Genomic DNA, 21,459 nt, shown 5'->3' with positions numbered 1-21,459 from the left:
CGTAATGGCAATGCTGCGCAGCAAGAAGACTGTGATCGCCGCGGCGATCTCGACCGCCACCGCCGCCACGCTGTTCGGTGCGGTCACCGCCCTTCCGGCCCAGGCCGCCCCCGCCGAGGGCACCGTGATCGGAGCCGGCTCGGCCGACGCCGTCAAGGGCAGCTACATCGTCACCCTGAAGAAGAACTCGGGCTTCAGCGCCGCCTCGACCCAGGGCAAGGGCCTGATATCCGAGTACGGCGGGTCGGTGAAGAAGACCTTCAGGTCCGCGCTCGACGGCTACACCGTCGACCTGAGCGCGGCGGAGGCGAGACAGCTCGCCGCCGACCCCGCCGTCGCCTCGGTCGAGCAGAACCGGACGGTCCGTGCGGACGCGACCCAGAGCAACGCGCCCTGGGGCCTGGACCGCATCGACCAGACGAGCCTGCCGCTGTCCGGCACCTACACCTACCCGGACACCGCGGGCTCGGGCGTCACCGCGTACGTGATCGACACAGGCGTGCGCATCACGCACTCCGAGATCAGCGGGCGCGCGGTCAACGGCTATGACGCCGTGGACGGCGACAGCACCGCCCAGGACGGCAACGGCCATGGCACGCACGTGGCCACCACCATCGCGGGCAAGACGTACGGCGTCGCCAAGAAGGCCAAGATCGTCGCCGTCCGCGTGCTCGACAACAACGGCTCCGGCACGACCGCCGGTGTCATCGCGGGCATCGACTGGGTGACGAGCAACCACGCGGCGGGCGCACCCGCCGTGGCCAACATGTCGCTCGGCGGCGGCGCCTCCACCACGCTCGACAACGCGGTGAAGAACTCCATCGCCGACGGCGTCAGCTACGCGGTCGCCGCGGGCAACGAGGGCGTCAACGCCTCCTCGTCGTCCCCGGCGCGGGTCCCCGCGGCCATCACGGTGGGCGCCACCAGCAACACGGACGCCAAGGCCAGCTGGTCCAACTACGGCTCGGTCCTGGACATCTTCGCGCCGGGCGTCTCCATCACGGCCGGCTGGAACACCAGCGACACGGCCACGAACACCATCTCCGGTACGTCGATGGCCACGCCCCACGTCGCGGGTGCGGCGGCGGTGTACTTGGCGGGGCACTCCTCGGCCACGCCCGCTCAGGTCGCCTCGGCGCTGGTGAACGGAGCCACGACCGGCAAGGTGACCAGCCCCGGCACCGGATCCCCGAACAGGCTGCTCAAGATCGTCCCGTAGCAGCCCGTGACCCGGGGTCGGTGCACCGCCCATCACCGGCTCCGCCGAGTTCGTCCTCAATCGCCGGACGGGCTTTTCCCAGCCCGTCCGGCGGTCGAGGCCTCACAGGGTTACGCCTCAGCCCCAACCCGGCCGCCACCAGCAAGAGCCCGCCCAGCGTCACGAACGGCGCGGCCACCCCTGCGACTCCCGCGATGAGGCCCGCCCCGGCCGGGGCGGCGACCTGGCCCAGCCGATTCCCCGTAAGCCGCAAGGCAAGCGCAGTGGACCGTGCTCCCTCAGGAGCCGCCTGCACCACAGTCGTCATCGACAACGGCTGCCCGACCCCCAGGCAGAACCCGAGAAGCACCAGCATCACGCCGAGCCCCCACACCGGCACCGGCAGCGCGACCCCCGCACACAGCACGGCGGCCAGCAGACACGTGACGACGATCAGCACCGTACGGCCGAGCAGATTGATCAGCGGCGTCATCACGAGCCGGCAGGCGATCGTCGCCGCGGCCCGCAGCGAGAGCAGTACGCCCACCGTCGCGGGCGCGATGCCCCGGTGTTCGCCGACCACCGGCAGGTAAGCCGTGAGGATGTCCGTCGCGGAGAGCACCGCGAGGCTGATGAAGATCCCCGCGGGTACGCCACGGGTGCGCAGGATGCCGAGTACCGGCACCTTGTCGCTCCGCTTCGACGAGGCGCCGGCGGGACGGACATGCTCGATGCGCCACAGCGAGGTGAGCGAGACCGCCGCGACCGCCCCCGACACGAGCAGGGCGAGGGCGCTCGTGCGGCCCATGTCCCCGCCGATGAGGGAGCCCGCGGCGATCGGCCCGACCAGCTGCCCGAGCGAGGCGCCGATCGTGAAGTGCCCGAAGTTGCGGTCCTGTTCGTCGGGGGCCGACTGCCGGGCGACGATCGACTGGGCGCCGATCACGAAGCAGAGGTGGCCCAGGCCCATCACGCCGCTCCAGGCGGCGAGCGTGCCGAGCGAACCCGCCGTACCGCTGAGCGCGCACCCTCCGGCGATCAGGACGACGCCGACCGGGAGCAGCGGCGCGCACCGCCCGTGGTCCGTCCTGCGCCCCAGCGGCACGGCGGCGAAGAGCGGAAGCAGCGCGTAGACGCCCGCGATGACGCCGATCGCCCGCTCGTCGGCGCCCAGTGAGAGGGCCCGGTAGGAGACGGCCGGACGCGCCATCGACACCGCCCCCTGCGCGAAGCTGAAGGCGATGACGAGGCGCAGCAACCAGGCCCGGCCCGGTGTCGATGGCATCAGATGATGCCGAAGAGGATTCCGGAGCCGAGCACCACGAGCGAGGTGAGCACGGCCCATTTGACGGTGAACTTGGTGTGGTCGCCGAACTCGACCTTGGCCATGCCGACGAGGACGTACACGGCGGGCACCAGCGGGCTCGACATGTGCAGGGCCTGTCCGGCGATCGAGGCGCGGGCGATCTCCAGGGTGCTGACGCCGTGTGCCTGGCCCGCCTCGGCGAGGACCGGCAGGACACCGAAGTAGAAGCCGTCGTTCGACATGAAGTAGGTGAGCGGCAGCGACAGGAGGCCGGTGACCAGGCCCATCTGCGGGCCCATGCCCTCCGGGATCGCGTCGACGAGCCACTTGGCCATGCTGTCGACCATGCCGGTGCCCTGGAGGACGCCGGTGAAGACGGCGGCTGCGAAGACCATGCCGGTGACGTTGAGGACGTTCTCCGCGTGGGCGCCGATGCGGGCCTTCTGGTCGGGCATGTGCGGGAAGTTGACGGTCAGGGCGAGCGCGGCGCCGAGCAGGAAGAGGACCGGAATCGGCAGCCACTCCATGATCATGGCGGTGAGCAGGACCACGGTGAGACCGGCGTTGAACCAGTAGAGCTTGGGGCGCAGGGTGGCGCGGTTCGGGTCGAGACCCTGGAAGCCGTCGTCCTCGTCGGCTTCGTCGGCCGCACCGGAAGCGGCTGCGGCGTCCGTTCCGGAGCCCGCTCCCCCGGTGGTCTTCTTCGTGAGCGACGTACGGCCGCCCGTGGAACCGCCGGCACCCACCAGAACGGTCTCGCTCGCCGTCTCCTTCTCCAGGACCTCGTCCAGGGAGAGCATGCCGAGCCGCTTGCGCTCCCGCAGACCCAGTGCGTAGGAGAGCAGGAAGACGGCCACGAGGCCCATGGCGAGCGCCGGGATCATCGGCACGAAGATGTCGGCCGCGTCGACCTTGAGCGCGGTCGCGGCGCGGGCCGTCGGGCCGCCCCAGGGCAGGGTGTTCATGACGCCGTTGGCGGTGGCCGCGACACCCGTCATGACGACGAGGCTCATCTTGAGGCGCTTGTAGAGCGGATACATCGCCGAGACCGTGATCATGAAGGTCGTCGAGCCGTCGCCGTCGAGCGAGACGATCGCGGCGAGCAGCGCGGTGCCGACCACGATGCGCACCGGGTCCGCCTTGCAGAAGCGCAGGATGCCCCGGACGATCGGGTCGAAGAGGCCGACGTCGATCATGACGCCGAAGTACACGATGGCGAACATGAGCATGGCCGCCGTGGGCGCCAGGTTCCCGACGCCTTCGAGGACGTAGTCCCCGAGATGGGCTCCCTTTCCTACGAACACGCAGAAGAGTGCGGGGATCAGGACCAGCGCCGCGATCGGCGACATCTTCTTCATCATGATCAGCACCAGGAAGGTGGCGATCATGACGAATCCGAGGATTGTCAGCATGGGGGCTACCTAACGTTCACCATCGAACTCCCACCAGGTCTGGCGGTCCGGTTGACGTTAGGACCCGCTCTCCGGCGTTAACAAGATGTTGACGTGCGAGCAATAAGCGCAAAACTCCTGGTCAACGAGTTGCTTCCGGAACAGCCGCCGGTACGGGTGCTGGCACAAGGGCAGTGACGGACACCGGGAAGCCGTTGAGGACGGACGTCCCGGAGAGCGGGTCGAGGAGCGTGCCGTCCAGGAGCTGGTTCACATTGGCCCCGGGGTTCTCGGCCGCGACGGACAGGCGGGTGCCGGGGCGGTCGTGGCCCCAGCCGTGCGGCAGGCTGACGACTCCGGGGCGCACGGTGTCGGTCACCTCCACGGGGACGGTCAGTTCACCGCCGGCGGCCTCCACGCGCGCGTGGCCGCCGTTCTCCAGGCCGATGCGGGCGGCGTCCTCGGGGTGGACGTGCAGGGTGCAGCGGTTGGAGCCGCCGGTGAGGGTGCGCACGTTGTGCATCCAGCTGTTGTTGGAGCGCAGATGACGGCGGCCCACGAGGACGAGCCCGTCCGGGGCGGCACGCAGCGCGTTCGTCAGGCGGGGCAGGTCGTCCGCGATCGGCCCCGGGAGGAGCTCCACGCGTCCGCTGCGGGTCCTGAGGACCTGCGGGAGGCGGGACTCCAGCGGCCCGAGGTCGATGCCGTGCGGGTGGGCGAGGAGCCGGTCGAGGGTGAGGCCGTCCGTGCCGTCGCCGCGCCCGCCGAATCCGTCGCCGTAGGGGCCCAGGCGCAGCATCAGGTCGAGCCGCCGCTCGGGCCCGCTCTCGCCGGTGAGGAGGGCGGACAGTTCCTTGGGGTCACGTCCGTACGCGGGCGAGTGCGCCTCGGTGACGGCCTTGCCGAGGGTCTTGTCGACGACCATCGCGTCGACGGCCGCCGGATCGGCGCCGTGCATCCCGCTCGCCGCCAGCACGAGCCGGGCGAGGATCTCCGTCTCGGGCATCCTGCCGGCCGCCAGGGGCAGCGCGGCGCGGGTGTAGCGGACCTGGTTGCGTACGGCGAATCCGTTGAAGACGAAGTCGAAGTGGGCGCTCTGCGAGGGCGGGGGCGGCGGCAGGACCACGTGGGCGTGGCGGGAGGTCTCGTTCAGATACGGGTCGACGCTCACCATGAAGTCGAGCGAGGCAAGGGCCTTGTCGAGGCGGTCGCCGTCGGGCGCCGAGAGGACCGGGTTGGCCGCGACGGCGACGACCGCGCGGATCGCCCCGTCGCCCGGGGTGTCGATCTCCTCGGCGAGCGCGGCGATCGGCAGTTCGCCCTTGGCCTCGGGGTGCCCGCTCACGCGGCTGTGCCAGCGGCCGAGGGCGAACCCCTTGCCGGGGCCCGCCGGGCGGGGCGCGCGGTCGGTGGCCGAGAGCGGGAACAGGGCGCCGCCCGGCCGGTCGAGGTTGCCGGTCAGCACGTTCAGCACGTCGACCAGCCAGTTGGTGAGCGTGCCGTACGCGACGGTGCTGGCGCCCACGCGGGCGTAGACGGCGGCGGTGGGCGCCGCCGCGAGGTCGCGGGCGAGGGCGCGGATGGTGTCGGCGGGCACGTCGCAGGCCGCGGACACGGCGTCGGGCGTGAAGTGGCGTACGGCCTCGCGCACGTCCTCGACGCCCTCCACCTGGTCCACGAGTGCGCCGAGGTCGGTGAGCTTCTCCTCGAAGAGGACCTGGACCATGGCCGCGAGCAGCAGCGCGTCCGTGCCGGGCCGGATCGCGAGGTAACGGTCGGCGAGCTTCGCGGTGCGGGTGCGGCGCGGGTCGACGACGGTGAGGGTGCCGCCGCGGGCGCGCAGCGCCTTCAGCTTGCCGGGGAAGTCGGGGGCGGTGCACAGACTGCCGTTGGAGTCCAGGGGGTTGGCGCCGAGCAGGAGCAGATGGTCGGTGCGGTCCAGGTCGGGCACGGGAATGGCGAACGCGTCACCGAAGAGGAGCCCGCTGGAGACGTGCTTGGGCATCTGGTCGACAGTGCTCGCGGTGAAGACGTTGCGGGTGCCGAGCGAGCCGAGGAGCACGGGTGGGTAGAGGCCGCCCGCCATGGTGTGCACGTTCGGGTTGCCGAGCACCACGCCGATCGCCTGCGGCCCGTACCGCTCGATCAGCGGGCGGAGCCCGGCGGCGACGGCGTCGAACGCCTCGTCCCAGCTTGCCTCCTGGAGTACGCCGTCCTTGCGTACGAGGGCGGTCTTGAGACGGTCGGGGTCGGAGTCGGCCTCTCCGAAGGAGGCACCTTTGGGGCAGATGAAGCCGCGGCTGAACACGTCGTCCCGGTCCCCGCGCGCACCGGTCACGCGCGCACCTTCGGCGGTCCCTTCGATGGTGAGCGTGAGCCCGCAGGTGGCTTCGCAGAGCGGGCAGATACGCAGGGCGGTGCTGGGCATGGAGACCCTCCAGGGCGGCGGCGGCGTCGCACGTGCGCCCTCACCATACCGACCGGTATGCATGGCGTCAGGCCCCTGAGGGACCGAGGTCGCAAACCCGCGGGCCCGGCTCAGTCCAGCGAACCCGCGAAATAGGAGTGCAGCAGGGTCCGCGTCTCGTCGATGAGGTCGGGATCGCCCGACGGGTGTGCGCGGAAGGCGAGTTGCAGGACGGCGTCCACCGCCTCGACGCCGACGAGGACCGTCCGGCGCAGCTTCTTGTCGAGCGGCCGGTCGAGGTGGGCGGCGAGCAGCCCCGCCACCCGCTCGGCGACGTCCGAGTTGGCGTCGGGCATCGCGTCGGGGGCCGAGGGGATGCCGAAGTCGACCAGGCCGAAGCCGGGGACGCTGCGCTTCATGGCGAGGTACTCGTCGAAGGCCGCGTCGACGGCGCCGCGCCAGTCCCCGCGCTCCACACCGGCCATGCGCGCCGCCACGCGCTCCCCGTACGCGTCGAGGTTGCGGTGGGCCAGGGCGTCCGCCATGGCGCGCTTGTTGCCGAAGAAGCGATAGACGGAACCGATCGGTACACCCGCGCGGGCGGCGACGGCGCGGGTGCTCAGCTCCTCATAGCCGACCTCGTCCAGGAGGTCGGCGCAGGCGTCGAGGATGCGGGTCAGCCGCTCGGCGCTGCGCTCCTGCACGGGCACGCGGCGCAGGGTTTTCGGGGGCGGCGGGGGCTTGCGCTGATCACGGTGGGGCACCCCCGGGAGAGTAGAGCATTGTTCACATCCATGGATCCCCTTGCGGAAGGAAAACGTGAATCCTACGGTGTGCCATAGGAATCGTTGACGAGGGAGCGATGATGAGCCGGGAATACACCAGCGACGCAAGCCGTGGTGACGCGAACGACCCGCGCAAGACGGCTGAGGCACTGACGTACCTCTCCGGCTTCGGCAACGAACACAGCTCCGAAGCCGTGCCCGGCGCCCTGCCGCACGGCCGCAACTCACCCCAGCGCGCTCCCCTCGGGCTGTACGCGGAGCAGCTGAGCGGCACCGCCTTCACCGAGCCCCGCGCGCACAACCGCCGCTCGTGGCTCTACCGCATCCGCCCCTCGGCCGCGCACCCCGCGTTCACCCGCGTCGACAACGGCACGATCCGCACGGCGCCGTTCACCCAGGACGCCGACCCCAACCGCCTGCGCTGGAACCCGCTCCCCGAGCCCGCGCCCGGCACGGACTTCCTCGCGGGCCTGTGGACGCTGGGCGGCAACGGAGACGCCACCCAGCGCACCGGCATGGCCGTGCACCTCTACCACGCCAACTCCTCCATGACGGACCGGGTGTTCAGCGACGCGGACGGCGAACTCCTCGTCGTACCCGAGCGGGGCGGCCTGCTCCTGCGCACCGAGTTCGGCCTGCTGCGCGCCGAGCCGGGCGAGGTGGCGCTGATCCCGCGCGGGGTGCGCTTCCGCGTGGAGCTCCTGGACGGGACCGCCCGCGGCTATGTGTGCGAGAACTACGGCGCGGTCTTCCAGCTCCCCGATCTGGGCCCGATCGGCGCGAACGGCCTGGCCAACGCCCGGGACTTCAGGGCCCCGGTCGCCGCGTACGAGGACGACGACCGTCCGGTGGAGGTGGTGAACAAGTTCTGCGGCAACCTGTGGCAGGCGACTTATGATCACTCGCCGCTCGACGTCGTCGCCTGGCACGGCAACCACGTCCCGTACGTGTACGACCTGCGCCGCTTCAACGTCATCGGCACCATCAGCTACGACCACCCGGACCCGTCCATCTTCACGGTCCTCACCTCGCCGTCCGACACCCCGGGCCTGGCGGGCGTCGACTTCGTGGTCTTCGCGCCGCGCTGGCTGGTCGGCGAGGACACCTTCCGGCCGCCGTACTTCCACCGGAACGTGATGAGCGAGTACATGGGTCTCATCGAGGGCGCGTACGACGCGAAGGCGGAGGGCTTCGTGCCGGGCGGCGGCTCGCTGCACAACATGATGTCGGCGCACGGCCCCGACCGCGACACCTTCGACAAGGCGTCGGCCGCCGAGCTGAAGCCGCAGAAGATCGACGACGGGCTTGCCTTCATGTTCGAGACACGCTGGCCGGTGACGGCGACCGAACAAGCAGCTCAGGCCTCCCATCTGCAGCGCGGATACGACGATGTGTGGGAGGGTCTGGAGCGCCATTTTCGAAACTGATCGAGCTGATTCGGAGAGACCGTGACCGCTTTCGCCCCGGACTCGATCGTCCTGAATCGCAAGCTGCCGCTCTGGTATCAGGTGTCGCAGTCCCTGCGTGCCTCGATACTCGGCCGCACGCCCGATGCCCCGCTCCGGCTGCCCACCGAGGAGCAGCTGGCGGGGCACTACGGCGTGAGCGTCCTGACCATGCGGCAGGCGCTCAAGGAGCTGGAGGACGAGGGCCTGATCACCCGGCACCGGCGGCGCGGCACGTTCATCGAGCCCAGCGCCCAGCGCGGCTCACCGGTCCGGCTGCTCGGCTCGGTCGACGCGATCGTGGCCCAGCAGTCGGGCATGAGCACGCAGCTGCTGGCACACGGCACGGCCCCGGTCCCGGGCGAACTCACCGAGCACTTCCCGGACCTCACCGAGGTGGCGACGTACCACCGGCTGCGCAGCGACGAGAAGACGGGCGAACCGACCAATCACGCCCATAACTTCATACGTCCCGAGCTCGCGGACCGCGTCGAACTCGACGACCTGGCGCGCTGGCCCATGACGAAGGTCCTGCGCGATGTGGTGGGCGTCCGCATCAGCCGCATCACCGACACCGTCGAGGCCACGCTCGCCGACCCGGAGACGGCCCGCCTCCTCGAAGTGCCGCTGCTCAGCCCGATCCTGCACTACACGGGCATCACGTACGACGAGGACGGCCGCGCCCTGGACGTGGCGCGCATCCACTACCGCGGCGACCGCTTCTCCTTCACGGTCACCCTCGACGCGACGTAAGGGTCCCGACGTACGATGCCGGGCGTGACGCACGACGAAGCGCCGCTGCTCGGCGACCTGATGCCGTGGTCCGTCGCGCCGCTCCGGCCGGGCCGCGGGTGGCCGATGGGGCCGGACGCCGCGACGCTCAGGGCCCGTTGGGCCGCGTTCGTACGGGCGGATCCGGCTGAGCGCGAGAGGCTGTTCTCCCCCTCGCGCTCGCGCACCCTGCACACCGCGGTCTCCCAACTGCCCGGCCACCAGGGCGCGACGGTCCCGCTGGCCGCCGCTTCGGGCGCCTGCCCCGATCCGGTGCGCGTCCTGCACGGCCCCTTCGACGAGCAGTGGCTGATCCCGGACCACCGGCTCATCGACACCGCACGGCCGGAGCTGTGGCGGGTCGCGGGCGAGGGCCAGCTGTTCCTCGTCGAGCAGGGGTACGTCACCGGCTCCACGGGCCCCGCGGTCCTTGCCTCCGCCGTGCTGCCGGACGGCCGCTCCCCCGCCGGGCGCCCTGGGCGCATCCGGCCGTTGTTCCGCCGCCCGGGCGGGCTCGAACCCAACGTTGCTCCCGGACTGCTCGACCATCTCTCCTCGGCGCTGGGCCAGGACGTCGGCACCGGTGACCTGGCCGCCTGGACGCTCGCCGTCGCGGAGGCGTCCCCCGGCGGCTGCCGGGTGCCGCTGACGTCCGACGCCGGGATCTGGGCGCGGGGCACGGAGCTCGGGCGCCGCGTTCTCGCGCTCCAAGCCCGCGGCGACGGCACCCGGCCGAAGCTTCCGGGCGGGCGCCGGCCCTACGTACGGGCACCGCTCCCCGCCCGCCCCGCCGAGGTGTCGTACGACCCCGAGGAGGAGGCCCTGTGCGTGGACGCGGGCCGCATCTCGCCGGTGCCGCGGGAGGCATGGGACTTCGAGGTGAGCGGAGTGCGGGTCATCGAGCTGTGGTTCGAGCGGCGGACGGCGGCGGGCGAGGCGGGCTCCCTGGAGGCGATCCGGCCCGCGGAGTGGCCCCAGACCTGGACGTCCGAACTACTGGAACTCATCACGGTGCTGGCCCTCCTCGCGGAACTGCGCCCGCTGCACACGGAATTGGCCACGTCACTGACCACGTCGGCGGACCCCGGCATCTCGACGGGCGCCCTGCACCAAGCAGGCGTGCTCCCCGTCCCCGACACCGCCAGGCGCCCGGCATCGGTCCTCGACCACCACGAGGAAGGCCCGGGCGGCCAGTTCGCCTTGCTCTGAGCCGGTTTCACCCCGCCCTGAGCCCGCCCCGCGTCACTCAGGCGAACGAGTCCAGGAGCCGGTTCAGCATCCGGTCGAAGAGCTCGTCCGCGTCGCCCGGCGCGGGCGTCTCCTTGAGCGCCTCCGCGAGCCGCGGGTAGGCCCCGGTGGCCACCTGCCCGGCGAGATACGCGTACCTCGCCTGCTGTTCCCTCTCCTCCGACCAGGGCAGTGCCCGCGCGCGCTCCGCCATGGCGAGCTCGCTGGAGACGTACGTCATGACCGAGCCGTTGACCATGCCGATGAGTTCCGCCTTGGTGCCGTAGGGCGCGTCGAGACCCTCCAGGGCGCCGAGGCAGTGCTCCAGGTAGCGCAGGGCGTTCGGGCTGAAGCCGTAGAGCGCCGACATGATCCGGGGCAGCCACGGGTGGCGTCGCATGAGGTCGCGCGTCTGGCGGCCGAGCGCCAGCATCTCCGCGCGCCAGTCACTGCCGGCCGGCCCCTCCGCCAGCACGTACTCGCCGCTCACCGCGTCGACCATCAGCTCGTAGAGGTCCTCTTTGCGCGGCACGTAGTTGTAGAGCGACATGGTGCCGCAGCCCAGCTCGCCCGCGACCCTGCGCATGGAGACCGCGTCGATGCCGTCCGCGTCGGCGATGCGGACGGCCGCCGCCGCGATGTCCGCCCTGCTGTACGCGGGCTTCGGGCCTCGGCCCGCACGCTCGGGGCGCGCCCAGATCACTTCCGGTTCGGCCGCTCGGCCCGCCATTGATCATCACCTCGACCCCATCTTAGTTACGTACAGCGTACGTAGTGAGGTACCGTGCGGGCATGACTTCTACGTACGCTGTACTTAGTGAGGGTCTGGAGAAGCACTTCGGGGACGTCCATGCCCTGCGGGGGCTCGATCTGGCCGTCCCCGAGGGCACGGTCTGCGGTCTGCTCGGCCCGAACGGGGCGGGCAAGACGACGGCGGTGCGCCTGCTCACCACGCTGCGGACACCGGATGCCGGGAGGGCGCTCGTCGCCGGGCACGACGTGGTGCGGGAGGCCGCCGCGGTGCGCCGGCTCATCGGGGTCACCGGGCAGTACGCCTCCGTCGACGGGGATCTGACGGGACGGGAGAATCTGCGGCTCTTCGCCCGGCTGCTGCGGGTTACGCGGGCGCGGGGCGACGAACTGCTCGATCGGTTCGGACTCGCGGACGCGGCCGACCGTCCCGCGCGCACCTACTCCGGCGGCATGCGGCGGCGGCTCGATCTCGCGGCGAGCCTTCTGGTGCGGCCGCGCGTGCTCTTCCTCGACGAGCCCACCACCGGACTCGATCCGCACAGCCGCAACGGCATCTGGGAGGCCGTACGGGAACTGGCCGCCGAAGGGACGACCGTGCTCCTGACCACGCAGTATCTGGAGGAGGCCGATCAGCTCGCCGACGAGATCGTGCTGATCGACGGCGGGCGGGCCGCGCACCGCGGTACGCCGGGCGCGCTGAAGGCGCAGATCGGGAGTTACGTCGAGGTCGTCCTCGCCCCTGATGCGGAGAGGCAGGCGCTGCACGCCGCCGCGGTCGTCCTGGATCAGCTCACCGGGGCCGAGCCGGTCCTCGACGAGGAGAAGCGCACCGCCGGCGCCGTCGCCCTCGACGCGGATCTCACGCTGCCGCGTGTCGTACGGGAGCTGGATGCCGCCGGGGTGCCCGTCGTGGACGCGACGCTGCGGGCGCCGACGCTCGACGAGGTCTTTCTGCGGCTCGTCTCGCGCGTTTCCTAGACCGCCGCTTCACGACGGATTCTTCCGCCCAGCCACCCGATCACCCCGACTCCGCATACCCCGCGCACACCCCGAAGGGTTCTCATGAGCGCCATCCTCTACGACGGCACCGCCGTCCTCGGCCGGCATCTGCGGCGCATCAAGCACGCGCCCGCCATCCTCGTCATGACCCAGACGATGCCTATCGTCTTCCTGCTCTTCTTCGGCTACGTCTTCGGCAGCGCCCTCGCCATGCCCGGCGCGGACTACCGTGCGTTCCTCGTCCCTGGCATGCTCGTCGCGACCGCCGCGAACGGCATCATGACCGGCATGTTCACCGCCGCCCAGGACTCCCACCGGGGCGTCATGGACCGGTTCCGCACGATGCCCATGAGCCGCTCGGCCGTGCCGCTCGGGCAGGCCGCCGCCGACCTGCTGACCACCGCGGTGGGGCTCGTGCCGCTGATGCTCGTCGGCCTCGCGATGGGCTGGCGGATCGAGGGCGGACCGCTCCAGTCCCTCGCCGCCTTCGGCCTGTTGCTGCTGTTCCGGTTCGCGACGACCTGGGTCGGCATCCTGCTCGGGCTCGTCTCGCAGAGCGAGGAGGCTGCGGGGCAGCTGGGCGGCGCGACGTTCATGCTGCCGCTGCTCTCGAACGCGTACATCCCCGCCGACGGGCTTCCCGGGTGGCTGCGCACCGTCGCCGAGTGGAATCCGATCAGCGCGGTGGCCACGGCGGTGCGCGATCTGTGCGGCAACGCGCCCGTGCCCGCGGACGCCGCCTGGCCGGTGGCGCACCCCGTGGCGGGGTCGGTCCTCTGGTCGCTCGCGCTGCTCGCCGTGTGCGTGCCGCTCGCCGTCCGCCGGTACACGCGCGGAGGACGGTGAGCGTACGGCCGCGCCCTACTTCTGGGGTGCGAGTTCCGGCCCCAGCGAGGAGAACTTCTCCTGGGACACCACCCGTTTCGGCGGCCAGGTGATGTTCGGCGGCGGCCACTTCTGGCCGGTCTTCTTCAGGAACCACGCCGGGGGCTCGTACATCGGCGGCTCATAGCCGTCCGGCAGGGCGGTCTTCCAACTGACGCCCTTCGTACGCTCCTTGAACTCGTCCTTGACCGCCTTCAGGCGCTCGGGCTGCGTGATCAGGTCGACCGCCGTCGCCGCCAGGTACTTCGCCGCGGCGATCACCGCGGCCTGGCCGGGGGCTGCCGCAGCGCAGGCGGCCGTGGACCAGGTGTGCATCTTGGTGCCGATGGGGGCGAGTGCGGCGCCCATCGAGACGGTGGGGACGTTCCAGCTGATGTCGGCGACGTCCGTCGAACCGCCGCCCATGAACACCGGGTTGGGCGGGTTCAATTCACCGATCTCGTCGTGCATGCCCTTCTGCGGCAGCCCGAGTGACTCCTGGAGCTCCTTGGCCAACTCATGGGCCGCGGAAGGGAATTCGGGCGGGCCTATCTCCCGCATGTTCGCGTGCAGGAGCTCGGCGAAGGCCTTGGCCGGGAGCTGGTTCCAGCAGGCCGACGTCACGCGGTGCCGGACCGTCGTCTGTGACGCCTTCGCGGCCGCCTCGGAGACCGCGATCACCTTGTCCAGGAGGACCTGGACGCGGGCGGGGCTTCCCTCGCGCACGTAGTACGAGATCTCTGCGATCTCGGCGGTGACGTTCGGGATGTCACCGCCGTTGTTGATCACCCAGTGCAGCCGGCCGCTCGGCGCGAGGTTCTCCTCGCGCAGGAACTCCGACATCGTCGCCATCATCACGGCGGCGTCCAGCGCGGACTTGTTGCCGAGCGGGGTGCCGCCGTGCCCGGCCACGCCGAGGAAGGTGAAGGTGACGGCGGTCATCGCGGTGGTGCTGCCCCAGCCGGTCGCGTTGGCCGTGGAGGGATGCCAGTCCAGGAACGCGTCGAGGCCGTCGTACACCCCCTTGCTGACGGCGTACGTCTTGCCGATGAGCATCTCCTCGGCCGTGGAGCCGAAGAACTTCACGGTGACGGGCAGCCGGTGCTTCTTCGCGGCCTGCGCGACGGCCGCCGCGGCGGCGGCTGCCGCCGTGCCGAGCGCGCTGTGGCCGCAGCCGTGGCCGGGCCCGTAACTCGGCGCGAAGGGGTCGTGGATGTACTCGCGCGGATCGTGGTGGCCCACGCCCTTGTTCTGCGAGAGGCCGGGCAGCGCGTCGTACTCGCCGCTGAAGCCGAGGACCGGGCCGCCCTTGCCGTGCGTGAAGGTCGCGGTGAACGCCGTCGGGAAGCCCGCGGTGCCGAACTTGACGTCGAATCCGGCCCGTTCGAGGAAGTCGGCCTCGGCGATGGAGGACTTCCACTCACGGAGCGACAGCTCGGCGTTGTCCCAGATCTCGGCGTTCAGGCCGGTGATCCGGTCGTCGTGGGAGGTGATCCAGTCGAGCGCCGCGCGCTTGGCGGGGGTGTCGGCCGCGAGGCCTTCGGGCGCTTCGTACGCCGCGGGGCTGTCGTCCGTGCCCGCGGCCATCGCCGGGTCCGCGTCGGCGGTCATGACGCCGGCGGTGACACCGGCCGCGCCGAGGAGCTGCATGATGTGGCGGCGGCTCAAGGGCGGGCCGCTCGCGGGGAGTGCTTGATGCTCATGCTGATCGTGCAGGTCACACACGCGCACCTCCGGGGGTGAGGTTGGGTGTATCAGCCAATCAATCAGCCACATTGGGGCCGGAAAGTTGCGGCGTCAACAGGTGCGCATGACAAGGGTGTTACGTGAACTGTGTGACAGGTGAGGTGTACGGAGAGGTAAGGGGCGGGTGGGTGGGAGCAATCCGCCGCTGAGCGGCGGCCGAACCCCCGACCACCCGTGGTCAGCGACCCCCAAAGAGGGACCGACGCAGCCTGCGCAAGGGAGCGAAGAGAGAGACCCTCCGCACACGTGCACTACGGCCACTGCGGTCGTGCGCGCCCCGCGAGGTCAGCTCACGCATCAGCAGCGTCGCTTCCGCCGTCTCGCGCTGCGGGACGGCGGGGCCGCCCAGCACTGAGAGATGGCGGTCGAGACGCGAGCTGGTCGCGCTGCTCCCGCAGGTGATCGCAGGGACACGCGCCCTGCTGCGCACCGTTATCTGTTCCATGTCACTCCCCACCCGTACGAGGGCACCCGGCCCAGGGCAGGTTAACCCTATCGCCCCGTCCCGACACTCGTGTATCCCGGTCACAGGATTCACCTACCCCGTAAGGATGTTGACGATTACTCTCCGAATCCAACTGATTCCAGGGCGAGTTGGACAAGAGGGGCGGAAGTGGGCTCCTCTGAGCCACCGTCGGGTTCGGTGGTCACGGCGAGTGACGTAGCGGACGCACTCAGGATCGTGGCGATCACCGGCGTTTCGCCGTCCAGGACGCCCAGGGAGCGGGGCGCGGAGCCGGGCCGCCGCAGCCAGAGCTGGTGCGCACGGCCCTTCAGTGGTGCCCCGGACCCCGTGACGGTCACCACGGCGCGCCGCCTGGACTCCGACGCTACGACGTTGATGCCGCGCCCCCACGCGTCCTCCGTTCCGCCCACGCGAGCGTCCGGAGCGGCCAGGACGTGGGCGATCTCACGTGCTTCGGCACGCTCACGGCCGAGCCGGCCGTCGGAACGGACCAGTTGGACGGCGAGGATCACGGTCACCGCCAGCGCGAGAGCGGTGAGACCGGCGATGGCCACGCGACCGAAGGGGCCTACGCGACCGATGCGGCCGACGGGGAGAAGTGCGTGGGAGCGAGGGGGCGCGCTCCGGGTGACGGGCGCCCTCGGCGCCGGGTCCTGCTCCGTCGTGCGTACGGCGGTGAGCACCCGCTCGCGCAGGCCGGGTGGTGGCGGGACCGCCGCCGCACCCGCCAGGGGTTCGAGGGCGTCCAGGGCGTAGGGGGCGGCCAGGGAGTGGACGCGCCGCAGGGGCCGCGGTCGCCCGACGGCGGGAGTTCGACGGCCGCCGTGGCCGCGGTCCCGGCTCATGTCGCGTCTCCCGTTGCGGCGCCCAGGCAGTCGCGCAGCCGCAGCAGTCCGTCCCGCATCCGCGTCTTGACGATGCCGGGGGGGCACGGAAAGACGCCCGGCCACTTCCCGGTACGTATAGCCGTCGTAGTAGGCGAGGGTGACGGCCTGGCGCTGGAGGTCGGTGAGGCGCCGCAGGCAGCGGCGCACCCATTCGCGCTCGAGGCGGCCCTCGACCGCCTCGGCGACCTCGTCGAAGGCAGGCCCGTCGCCCCGCTCGGCCACGCGCCGTTCGCGGTCGCTCGCCGCGCGGACGCTGCGGACCCGGTCGACCGCCCTGCGGATCCCCCCCCGGCGGCCCGGCCCTGAGCGAGGAGCGGCCTCAGGCGCCTGCCTCCGTGCTGCCGCGCGGCGCGGACCGGTGGACGCAGACGCTGACCGGGCTCGTGGCCCGCCATGACCTGACACCCGGCTTCGCGGGTGGCCTCGTGCCCAGCCCGGCCGCCCTGGTCGTGCTCGTCGGGGCCGCGGCCCTCGGCGAGGCCTGGTTCGGGCTACTGCTCGTACTGGCGTACGGGGTCGGGCTCGCGGTCACGCTGACGGCCGCCGGGTTCCTCGTCGTGCGGGTCGGGGCCCTCGCCGGGCGGCGGGTCCACGGGCCCCGGTGGCTGCATCGGGCCACGCATCGGTTCCTGCCGTGGGGTTCCGCCTGCGTCGTGGTCGCCCTCGGGTGTGGATTGGTGTTCAAGGGGGCGGCAACCGCGCTCGGTTGAGGTAATTTTGTGGAGAATCGCCCGGCTGCCGATGGGGGACGCCCGTGAGCGGGAACGAGCGTGTGATCGCGGGGCGCTACCGCCTGCTGTCCCCCTTGGGCGAGGGCGGCATGGGCACGGTCTGGCGGGCCCGCGACGAAGTCCTGGGCCGCGAGGTCGCGGTCAAGGAGGTGCGGGCGCCCGCCGGGCTCCCGGCCCCTGACGTCGACCGGCTGTACGCCCGCCTGGAGCGCGAGGCGTGGGCCGCCGCCAGGATCCCGCACCGCAACGTGGTGACGGTCTATGACGTGGCGAGCGAGGACGGGCGCCCGTGGATCGTCATGGAGATCGTGCGGGGTCTCTCGCTGTCCGACGTCCTGGACGCGGAGGGGCCGATGCTCCCGCAGCGCGCCGCGGGCATCGGCGCCGAGGTGCTCGCCGCCCTGCGCGCCGCCCATGACGCCGGGGTGCTGCACCGCGACGTGAAGCCGGGCAACGTACTCATCGCGAACGACGGGCGGGTCGTCCTCACCGACTTCGGGATCGCCATGGTGGAGGGGAGTTCGGCCCTCACCATGACGGGTGAGGTGGTGGGCTCCCCCGAATTCCTGGCCCCGGAGCGGGCGTTGGGGCGGCGGCCGGGCCCAGAGTCCGATCTGTGGTCGCTGGGAGTGCTGCTCTACGCGGCCGTGGAGGGCAGTTCCCCCTTCCGGCAGGACACCCCGCTCAGCACGCTGCGCGCGGTCGTCGACGAGGAGCTGCCGCCGCCGCGGAACGCGGGGCCGCTGTACCCGGTCATCGAAGGGCTGCTGCGGAAGGACCCCGCCGCGCGGATCTCCGCCGCCGATGCCGAGAACCAGCTGCGGCTCGTCGCGGCGGGCGGCACCCCGCAGGCGCCGATGCCGCTGCCGTACATGCCGACCGTCACCTCGCAGCAGCAACAACAGCTGCCCTCGCCACCTCCGCCGGGCCCGCAGGACCCCCTCGTCACCACGACGAGCACCGTCCCCCCGAAGCGCTCGCGCCGCTCGGTCTTCGTCCTTGCCGCGGGTCTGGTGGCCCTGGCGCTTGCCCTGGGCGGACTCGTGTACGCCCTGGTGAACCGCGACGACGGGGGCGGGGGCGGCAGCAGCAGCGGGGCGTCCGAAGGCGGCGGAAGCAACGGCGGCGGGAACGGCAGCGGTGGCTCCGACGGCGGCAAGGACGGCGGCAGCACCTCGGGCGGCAGCGACGGCGGAGGGTCGGGCGACGGCGGCAGTGACGGCGGCTCCACCGGCGGCACCACGGGCGGCGGCTCGGGCGGGAAGACCGGCGGCGGGAACGGCGGTTCGACCACGCACCCTGCGCAGTCCGTCAAGGTCTCGGTCACCGGTACGAACACGGAGTACAGCGGCGCCTGTCCGCCGGCCACCTCCCCTTCGTTCACGGCGACGTTCACCGTGGGGCGGGTCCCGGTCACCGTCGACTACCGCTGGGTGACCAAGTCCGGCGAGTCGAGCGACCCCGGCTGGAAGTCGCTCAGCTTCGCCTCCGGCGGCGGGAGGACCAAGCAGGTGCACCACACGGAGACGGTCGCCGGGGAGCCGGGTTCGACGTATCAGAACTCTGTCAGTGTCGAGGTGCGCAGTCCGGTGAAGACGAGCTCCAACTCGGTGGCGTACTCGGTGACATGCGAAAAGGAGACCCCGACGGGCGGGGCCTCCTCCTATGCGCCGGACTGAGTGGAGCCGAGCGGGGTGCGTCAGGACGCGGCGGCGCTGAACACGGGGAGGTAGCCGCCGGACTGGCCCGCGGCTTTGGGGTGGTAGGACTCGCCGATGTTGGTCCAGTTCACGCTGTGCAGCCACGCGTCGCTCGAGCAGATCTCGTGCCCGGTGAAGGCGGGGGTCACATCGCCGAAGGTGAAGCCGTGGTCGGCGGCGCGCTTGGCCGTCGTGGAGTTGAGGAAGTCGGAGGCGCTGTTGATGGCGCCGCGTTCCTTCTCGGAGAGGCCGGCGATGCAGCCGCCGCCGAGCTTGTAGAAGCGGGGGTAGCCGAGCACGACGACCTCGGCGGCCGGTGCCTTGGCGCTGATCGCCGAGTAGACCTTGTCGAGATTGCCGGGCAGCGTCGTCTCGACGTAACTGCGCGCCTGGGCGATCCGTGCGAGGCAGTTGCTCTCGGACTGGAGCACACAGGTCGTCATGACGTCGGCGAAGCCGGCGTCGTTGCCGCCGACGGAGAGACTGACCAGGCCCGTCCCGGAGCCGAGCGGGCCGAGCTGGTTGGCCACGACATCACCCGTACGAGCGCCCGAGCAAGCCGTGAAACTGAAACTCGAGGGTGAGTGGGCGGCCGCCCAGAGTGCGGGGTACGCGCGCGGGGTGCGCTTGCAGTTGCCGCTCCCGCTGTCGTATCCGCCGGCTCCGACACCGGAGGAGTAGGAGTCGCCGAGTGCCACATAGCCGGTGGCCGCGGCCTGTTGACCGGGGGGCTGGTCCGCTTGAGCCGCTGTGGCCCCGGTGAGGGCGAAGGCGGTGGCGAGGAGGAGTGAGGAAACGTATGCCGTGATTCGGGACAATCTCATGGAACCTCCCTTAGCAGGATTTCTGCCTCGACTGTGGTACCACTCCCTCCAGGGCGCCGATAGTGTTCATGACAACAAGTTCGCCTGCAATTCCCTTGTCCACAGAGGAAGTTCCCTTGCGGTTCAAGGGCCCTGCGGCGAACATCTCCACACTCCCTCCGCACCTTGACGCGCCGCCGTCGACTGCGCGACATTGAAGCCCGGCATCCGGCGCTTCGGGGGGCAAAGTCGCCCATGCAGACCATCGGGATCAAGGCACCGTCATCAGACACCGGGCGAGGGCCCGACGACCGGCCGAGACGCCAGGAAGACGCGCTGCCGCTGCTCGCGGGCACGGCCGTGGCGGTGGGCGCGGTCGGCGCGGTGCTCGCGCTCACGGACGTCGATTCGCCGCTGCGCGCCCCCTTCACCCTGTTCTTCCTGCTGGCCGCTCCCGGCGGGGCAATCGCGGCCGCCCTCAGGGGACTTGATCCGTGCGGCCGGATCATCGCTTCCGTTTCCGGGGCCGTCGCGGTCAACCTGTTGGTGACCCAGTCGATGCTGGCCCTCCACCTGTGGTCGGCGCGCGGCGGGGTCGTGGCCATCACCGTGATCGGCTCGCTCATCCATCTGCTGGTACTGGCACGGCGGCTGCGACGCCGCCGTGCCCCGACGAGGCGGACCTCCTGACGTGGACATCACCGTGCACCGCCCTGGAGAACTCACCGCTGCGGACCGGGTGGCCTGGACAGCACTGCAGTCCAAGGCCCACCTCAACGGCGCGCCGGAGCTGGGCAATCCGTTCCTCTCGCCGGAGTTCACCCTCGCGGTGGGCCACTGGCGGCGCGGGGTGCGGATCGCGGTCGTACGCGAGGCCGATGAGCCCGCGGCGTTCTTCCCGTTCCAGAGATCCATCACCGGCATCGGCCGGGCCATCGGCCTCGGCGTCTCCGACTGTCAGGGCCTGGTGCACCGGCCCGGCTTCACCTGGGACGCGCGGGAGCTGTTGCGGGCCTGCGGGCTCGCGATGTACGAGTTCGACCACCTGGCCGGCGGCCAGGAGCCGTTCGAGGCGGGCGCCTCCGGCTCCTTCGCCTCCCCCGTCATGGACATCGACCAGGGGTACGAGGCCTATCTCGCCCAGCTCAAGGCGAAGTCGCCGAAGTTCGCCCGCACGACACTCGCCAAGGAGCGCAGGCTGGGGCGCGACCGCGGCACCGTGCGCTATGTGCACGACGAGCGCGACCCCGAGGTGCTGCGCGTCCTGATGGAGTGGAAGTCAGCCCAGTACCGCAGGACCGGCCGCAGCGACCGCTTCGCGCAGGCCTGGATCAGGCAGCTCGTGCGCCAGCTCTTCCATACCAGGTCCGAACAGTTCGCCGGTGTGCTCTCCGTCCTGTACGTGGACGACGTACCGGCCGCGGCGCACTTCGGGCTGCGCTCCGAGCGGGTGATCGCGCAGTGGTTCCCCGCCTACGACCCGGCGTTCGCCAAGTACTCGCCCGGCCTGATCATGCATCTGCGCATGGCCGAGGAGGCCGCCGCCGACGGCATCGCCTATCTCGATCTGGGGCGGGGCCAGAAGCAGTACAAGGACTCCCTCAAGACGCGCGAACTCACCGTGTCCGAGGGGTGGGTGGCTCTGCGCCATCCGGCAGCGATCGGACACCGGGCGCGGCGCGCTCCGGTCAGGGCGCTGCGCAACACGGTCTTGTCCCGTCCGGAACTCTTCGAACCGGCCGACAAGCTGCTGAAACGCATGGGCCAAATTCGATCAAGAAAGAAGGAATAAGCGGGCGCAGGAAGGAACAGTGCGCTCCATATGTGCCCATCAAGATCGGCCAAATCATCAAAAACGTGAGGGCCCGTTCCAGGCCTTGCCATACGGTCTCAATCATCAATACCGTCGTACATCCACCCGCATCGGTCCATCACGCGTTGCGATCTAGGGGAGGGCTCAAGGTCGCGGTGGTGCCGACG

At 71.1% G+C, this 21,459-nt stretch carries 19 protein-coding genes and 1 pseudogene; 10 read left to right on the top strand and 10 right to left on the bottom strand.

The annotated features are described in order from the left end of the window. Positions 1-4: 4 nt before the first annotated feature. Complete coding sequence (locus AB0E78_RS20000) at positions 5-1,219, top strand: S8 family peptidase (protein ID WP_361834011.1); 1,215 nt, start codon at positions 5-7, stop codon at positions 1,217-1,219. On the opposite strand, the gene AB0E78_RS19995 is transcribed toward AB0E78_RS20000, so the two are convergent. From AB0E78_RS19995 to AB0E78_RS19980, 4 genes are all read right to left on the bottom strand, one after another. Then, positions 1,203-2,483, bottom strand: a complete 1,281-nt coding sequence (locus tag AB0E78_RS19995; protein ID WP_361834009.1) for an MFS transporter — start codon at positions 2,481-2,483, stop codon at positions 1,203-1,205. The two genes, AB0E78_RS20000 and AB0E78_RS19995, sit on opposite strands and share 17 nt — an antisense overlap. Then, positions 2,483-3,916, bottom strand: coding sequence for a citrate:proton symporter (locus AB0E78_RS19990; RefSeq protein WP_361834007.1), 1,434 nt, complete (start codon positions 3,914-3,916; stop codon positions 2,483-2,485). Before AB0E78_RS19990 ends, AB0E78_RS19995 begins: the two co-directional genes overlap by 1 nt. Positions 3,917-4,037: 121 nt before the next feature. Continuing rightward, positions 4,038-6,323 (bottom strand): molybdopterin-dependent oxidoreductase, encoded by a 2,286-nt coding sequence (locus AB0E78_RS19985; protein WP_361834005.1) that lies wholly within the window; start codon positions 6,321-6,323, stop codon positions 4,038-4,040. Between the two features lie 110 nt (positions 6,324-6,433). After that, entirely contained in the window at positions 6,434-7,066 is a 633-nt protein-coding gene (locus AB0E78_RS19980) for a TetR/AcrR family transcriptional regulator (RefSeq protein ID WP_361834004.1), read from the bottom strand. A 101-nt stretch (positions 7,067-7,167) separates the two neighbouring features. Here AB0E78_RS19980 and hmgA point away from each other — a divergent pair, with 101 nt between their 5' ends. From hmgA to AB0E78_RS19965, 3 genes are read left to right on the top strand one after another with little or no spacing between them, the layout of a single operon-like run. Then, on the top strand, positions 7,168-8,514 hold the full coding sequence (hmgA, locus tag AB0E78_RS19975) for a homogentisate 1,2-dioxygenase (protein WP_361834002.1): 1,347 nt from the start codon (positions 7,168-7,170) through the stop codon (positions 8,512-8,514). Between the two features lie 21 nt (positions 8,515-8,535). After that, complete coding sequence (locus AB0E78_RS19970; protein ID WP_361834000.1) at positions 8,536-9,285, top strand: GntR family transcriptional regulator; 750 nt, start codon at positions 8,536-8,538, stop codon at positions 9,283-9,285. 15 nt (positions 9,286-9,300) lie between these two features. Then, a complete protein-coding gene (locus AB0E78_RS19965) occupies positions 9,301-10,512 on the top strand; it encodes a type ISP restriction/modification enzyme (RefSeq protein WP_361833998.1) in 1,212 nt (403 codons plus the stop codon). A 37-nt stretch (positions 10,513-10,549) separates the two neighbouring features. Here the strand turns inward: AB0E78_RS19965 and AB0E78_RS19960 are convergent, their stop codons facing one another. After that, a complete protein-coding gene (locus AB0E78_RS19960; RefSeq protein WP_361833996.1) occupies positions 10,550-11,260 on the bottom strand; it encodes a TetR/AcrR family transcriptional regulator C-terminal domain-containing protein in 711 nt (236 codons plus the stop codon). A gap of 62 nt (positions 11,261-11,322) precedes the next feature. Between AB0E78_RS19960 and AB0E78_RS19955 the strand changes: the two genes are divergently transcribed. Together AB0E78_RS19955 and AB0E78_RS19950 are read left to right on the top strand one after the other, a co-directional pair. Further along, positions 11,323-12,261: an ATP-binding cassette domain-containing protein gene (locus AB0E78_RS19955; RefSeq protein WP_361833994.1), complete on the top strand. Its 939-nt coding sequence runs from the start codon at positions 11,323-11,325 to the stop codon at positions 12,259-12,261. Between the two features lie 84 nt (positions 12,262-12,345). Further along, entirely contained in the window at positions 12,346-13,128 is a 783-nt protein-coding gene (locus tag AB0E78_RS19950; protein ID WP_361833992.1) for an ABC transporter permease, read from the top strand. Between the two features lie 15 nt (positions 13,129-13,143). On the opposite strand, the gene AB0E78_RS19945 is transcribed toward AB0E78_RS19950, so the two are convergent. The 4 genes and pseudogenes from AB0E78_RS19945 to AB0E78_RS19930 all read right to left on the bottom strand — a co-directional run. Next, the gene (locus AB0E78_RS19945) at positions 13,144-14,814 is read right to left on the bottom strand and encodes an amidohydrolase (RefSeq protein WP_361833990.1); all 1,671 of its coding nucleotides are present in this window, start codon (positions 14,812-14,814) and stop codon (positions 13,144-13,146) included. 256 nt (positions 14,815-15,070) lie between these two features. Next, positions 15,071-15,337 (bottom strand): hypothetical protein, encoded by a 267-nt coding sequence (locus AB0E78_RS19940; protein ID WP_361833988.1) that lies wholly within the window; start codon positions 15,335-15,337, stop codon positions 15,071-15,073. Positions 15,338-15,453: 116 nt separating this feature from the next. Beyond that, the gene (locus AB0E78_RS19935; RefSeq protein WP_361833986.1) at positions 15,454-16,203 is read right to left on the bottom strand and encodes an anti-sigma factor; all 750 of its coding nucleotides are present in this window, start codon (positions 16,201-16,203) and stop codon (positions 15,454-15,456) included. After that, positions 16,200-16,524: pseudogene (locus tag AB0E78_RS19930) on the bottom strand (sigma factor-like helix-turn-helix DNA-binding protein); the annotation flags it as partial. The gene AB0E78_RS19935 and the pseudogene AB0E78_RS19930, both read right to left, overlap by 4 nt. Positions 16,525-16,580: 56 nt before the next feature. Here AB0E78_RS19930 and AB0E78_RS19925 point away from each other — a divergent pair. After that, positions 16,581-16,955 carry a hypothetical protein gene (locus tag AB0E78_RS19925; protein WP_361834700.1) on the top strand — a complete coding sequence of 125 codons (375 nt, stop codon included), beginning with the start codon at positions 16,581-16,583 and terminating at the stop codon, positions 16,953-16,955. A 110-nt stretch (positions 16,956-17,065) separates the two neighbouring features. Beyond that, the gene (locus tag AB0E78_RS19920) at positions 17,066-18,655 is read left to right on the top strand and encodes a serine/threonine-protein kinase (RefSeq protein ID WP_361834645.1); all 1,590 of its coding nucleotides are present in this window, start codon (positions 17,066-17,068) and stop codon (positions 18,653-18,655) included. 20 nt (positions 18,656-18,675) lie between these two features. Here AB0E78_RS19920 and AB0E78_RS19915 read toward each other — a convergent pair whose 3' ends face one another. Next, positions 18,676-19,500 (bottom strand): SGNH/GDSL hydrolase family protein, encoded by an 825-nt coding sequence (locus AB0E78_RS19915; RefSeq protein WP_361833984.1) that lies wholly within the window; start codon positions 19,498-19,500, stop codon positions 18,676-18,678. 234 nt (positions 19,501-19,734) lie between these two features. On the opposite strand from AB0E78_RS19915, the gene AB0E78_RS19910 reads away from it, so the two are divergent. Beyond that, the gene (locus AB0E78_RS19910; RefSeq protein WP_361833982.1) at positions 19,735-20,169 is read left to right on the top strand and encodes a hypothetical protein; all 435 of its coding nucleotides are present in this window, start codon (positions 19,735-19,737) and stop codon (positions 20,167-20,169) included. A gap of 1 nt (position 20,170) precedes the next feature. Then, positions 20,171-21,271, top strand: a complete 1,101-nt coding sequence (locus AB0E78_RS19905; protein ID WP_361833980.1) for a GNAT family N-acetyltransferase — start codon at positions 20,171-20,173, stop codon at positions 21,269-21,271. Positions 21,272-21,459 lie beyond the last annotated feature (188 nt).

It is taken from the genome of Streptomyces sp. NPDC032198, from assembly GCF_040636975.1.
GTDB lineage: Bacteria > Actinomycetota > Actinomycetes > Streptomycetales > Streptomycetaceae > Streptomyces.
The sequence above is the reverse complement of the archived record's forward strand: the minus strand, read 5'-3'. Positions and strand labels throughout refer to the sequence as shown.

Coding starts and splice junctions, on each gene's coding strand:
- AB0E78_RS19920 (WP_361834645.1), top strand. CDS start 17,066: ATGGGCACGGTCTGGCGGGCCCGCGACGAAGTCCTGGGCCGCGAGGTC.
- AB0E78_RS19955 (WP_361833994.1), top strand. CDS start 11,323: ATGACTTCTACGTACGCTGTACTTAGTGAGGGTCTGGAGAAGCACTTC.
- AB0E78_RS19915 (WP_361833984.1), bottom strand. CDS start 19,500: ATGAGATTGTCCCGAATCACGGCATACGTTTCCTCACTCCTCCTCGCC.
- AB0E78_RS19950 (WP_361833992.1), top strand. CDS start 12,346: ATGAGCGCCATCCTCTACGACGGCACCGCCGTCCTCGGCCGGCATCTG.
- AB0E78_RS19935 (WP_361833986.1), bottom strand. CDS start 16,203: ATGAGCCGGGACCGCGGCCACGGCGGCCGTCGAACTCCCGCCGTCGGG.
- AB0E78_RS19940 (WP_361833988.1), bottom strand. CDS start 15,337: ATGGAACAGATAACGGTGCGCAGCAGGGCGCGTGTCCCTGCGATCACC.
- AB0E78_RS20000 (WP_361834011.1), top strand. CDS start 5: ATGGCAATGCTGCGCAGCAAGAAGACTGTGATCGCCGCGGCGATCTCG.
- AB0E78_RS19960 (WP_361833996.1), bottom strand. CDS start 11,260: ATGGCGGGCCGAGCGGCCGAACCGGAAGTGATCTGGGCGCGCCCCGAG.
- hmgA (WP_361834002.1), top strand. CDS start 7,168: ATGAGCCGGGAATACACCAGCGACGCAAGCCGTGGTGACGCGAACGAC.
- AB0E78_RS19990 (WP_361834007.1), bottom strand. CDS start 3,916: ATGCTGACAATCCTCGGATTCGTCATGATCGCCACCTTCCTGGTGCTG.
- AB0E78_RS19965 (WP_361833998.1), top strand. CDS start 9,301: ATGCCGGGCGTGACGCACGACGAAGCGCCGCTGCTCGGCGACCTGATG.
- AB0E78_RS19995 (WP_361834009.1), bottom strand. CDS start 2,483: ATGCCATCGACACCGGGCCGGGCCTGGTTGCTGCGCCTCGTCATCGCC.
- AB0E78_RS19985 (WP_361834005.1), bottom strand. CDS start 6,323: ATGCCCAGCACCGCCCTGCGTATCTGCCCGCTCTGCGAAGCCACCTGC.
- AB0E78_RS19910 (WP_361833982.1), top strand. CDS start 19,735: ATGCAGACCATCGGGATCAAGGCACCGTCATCAGACACCGGGCGAGGG.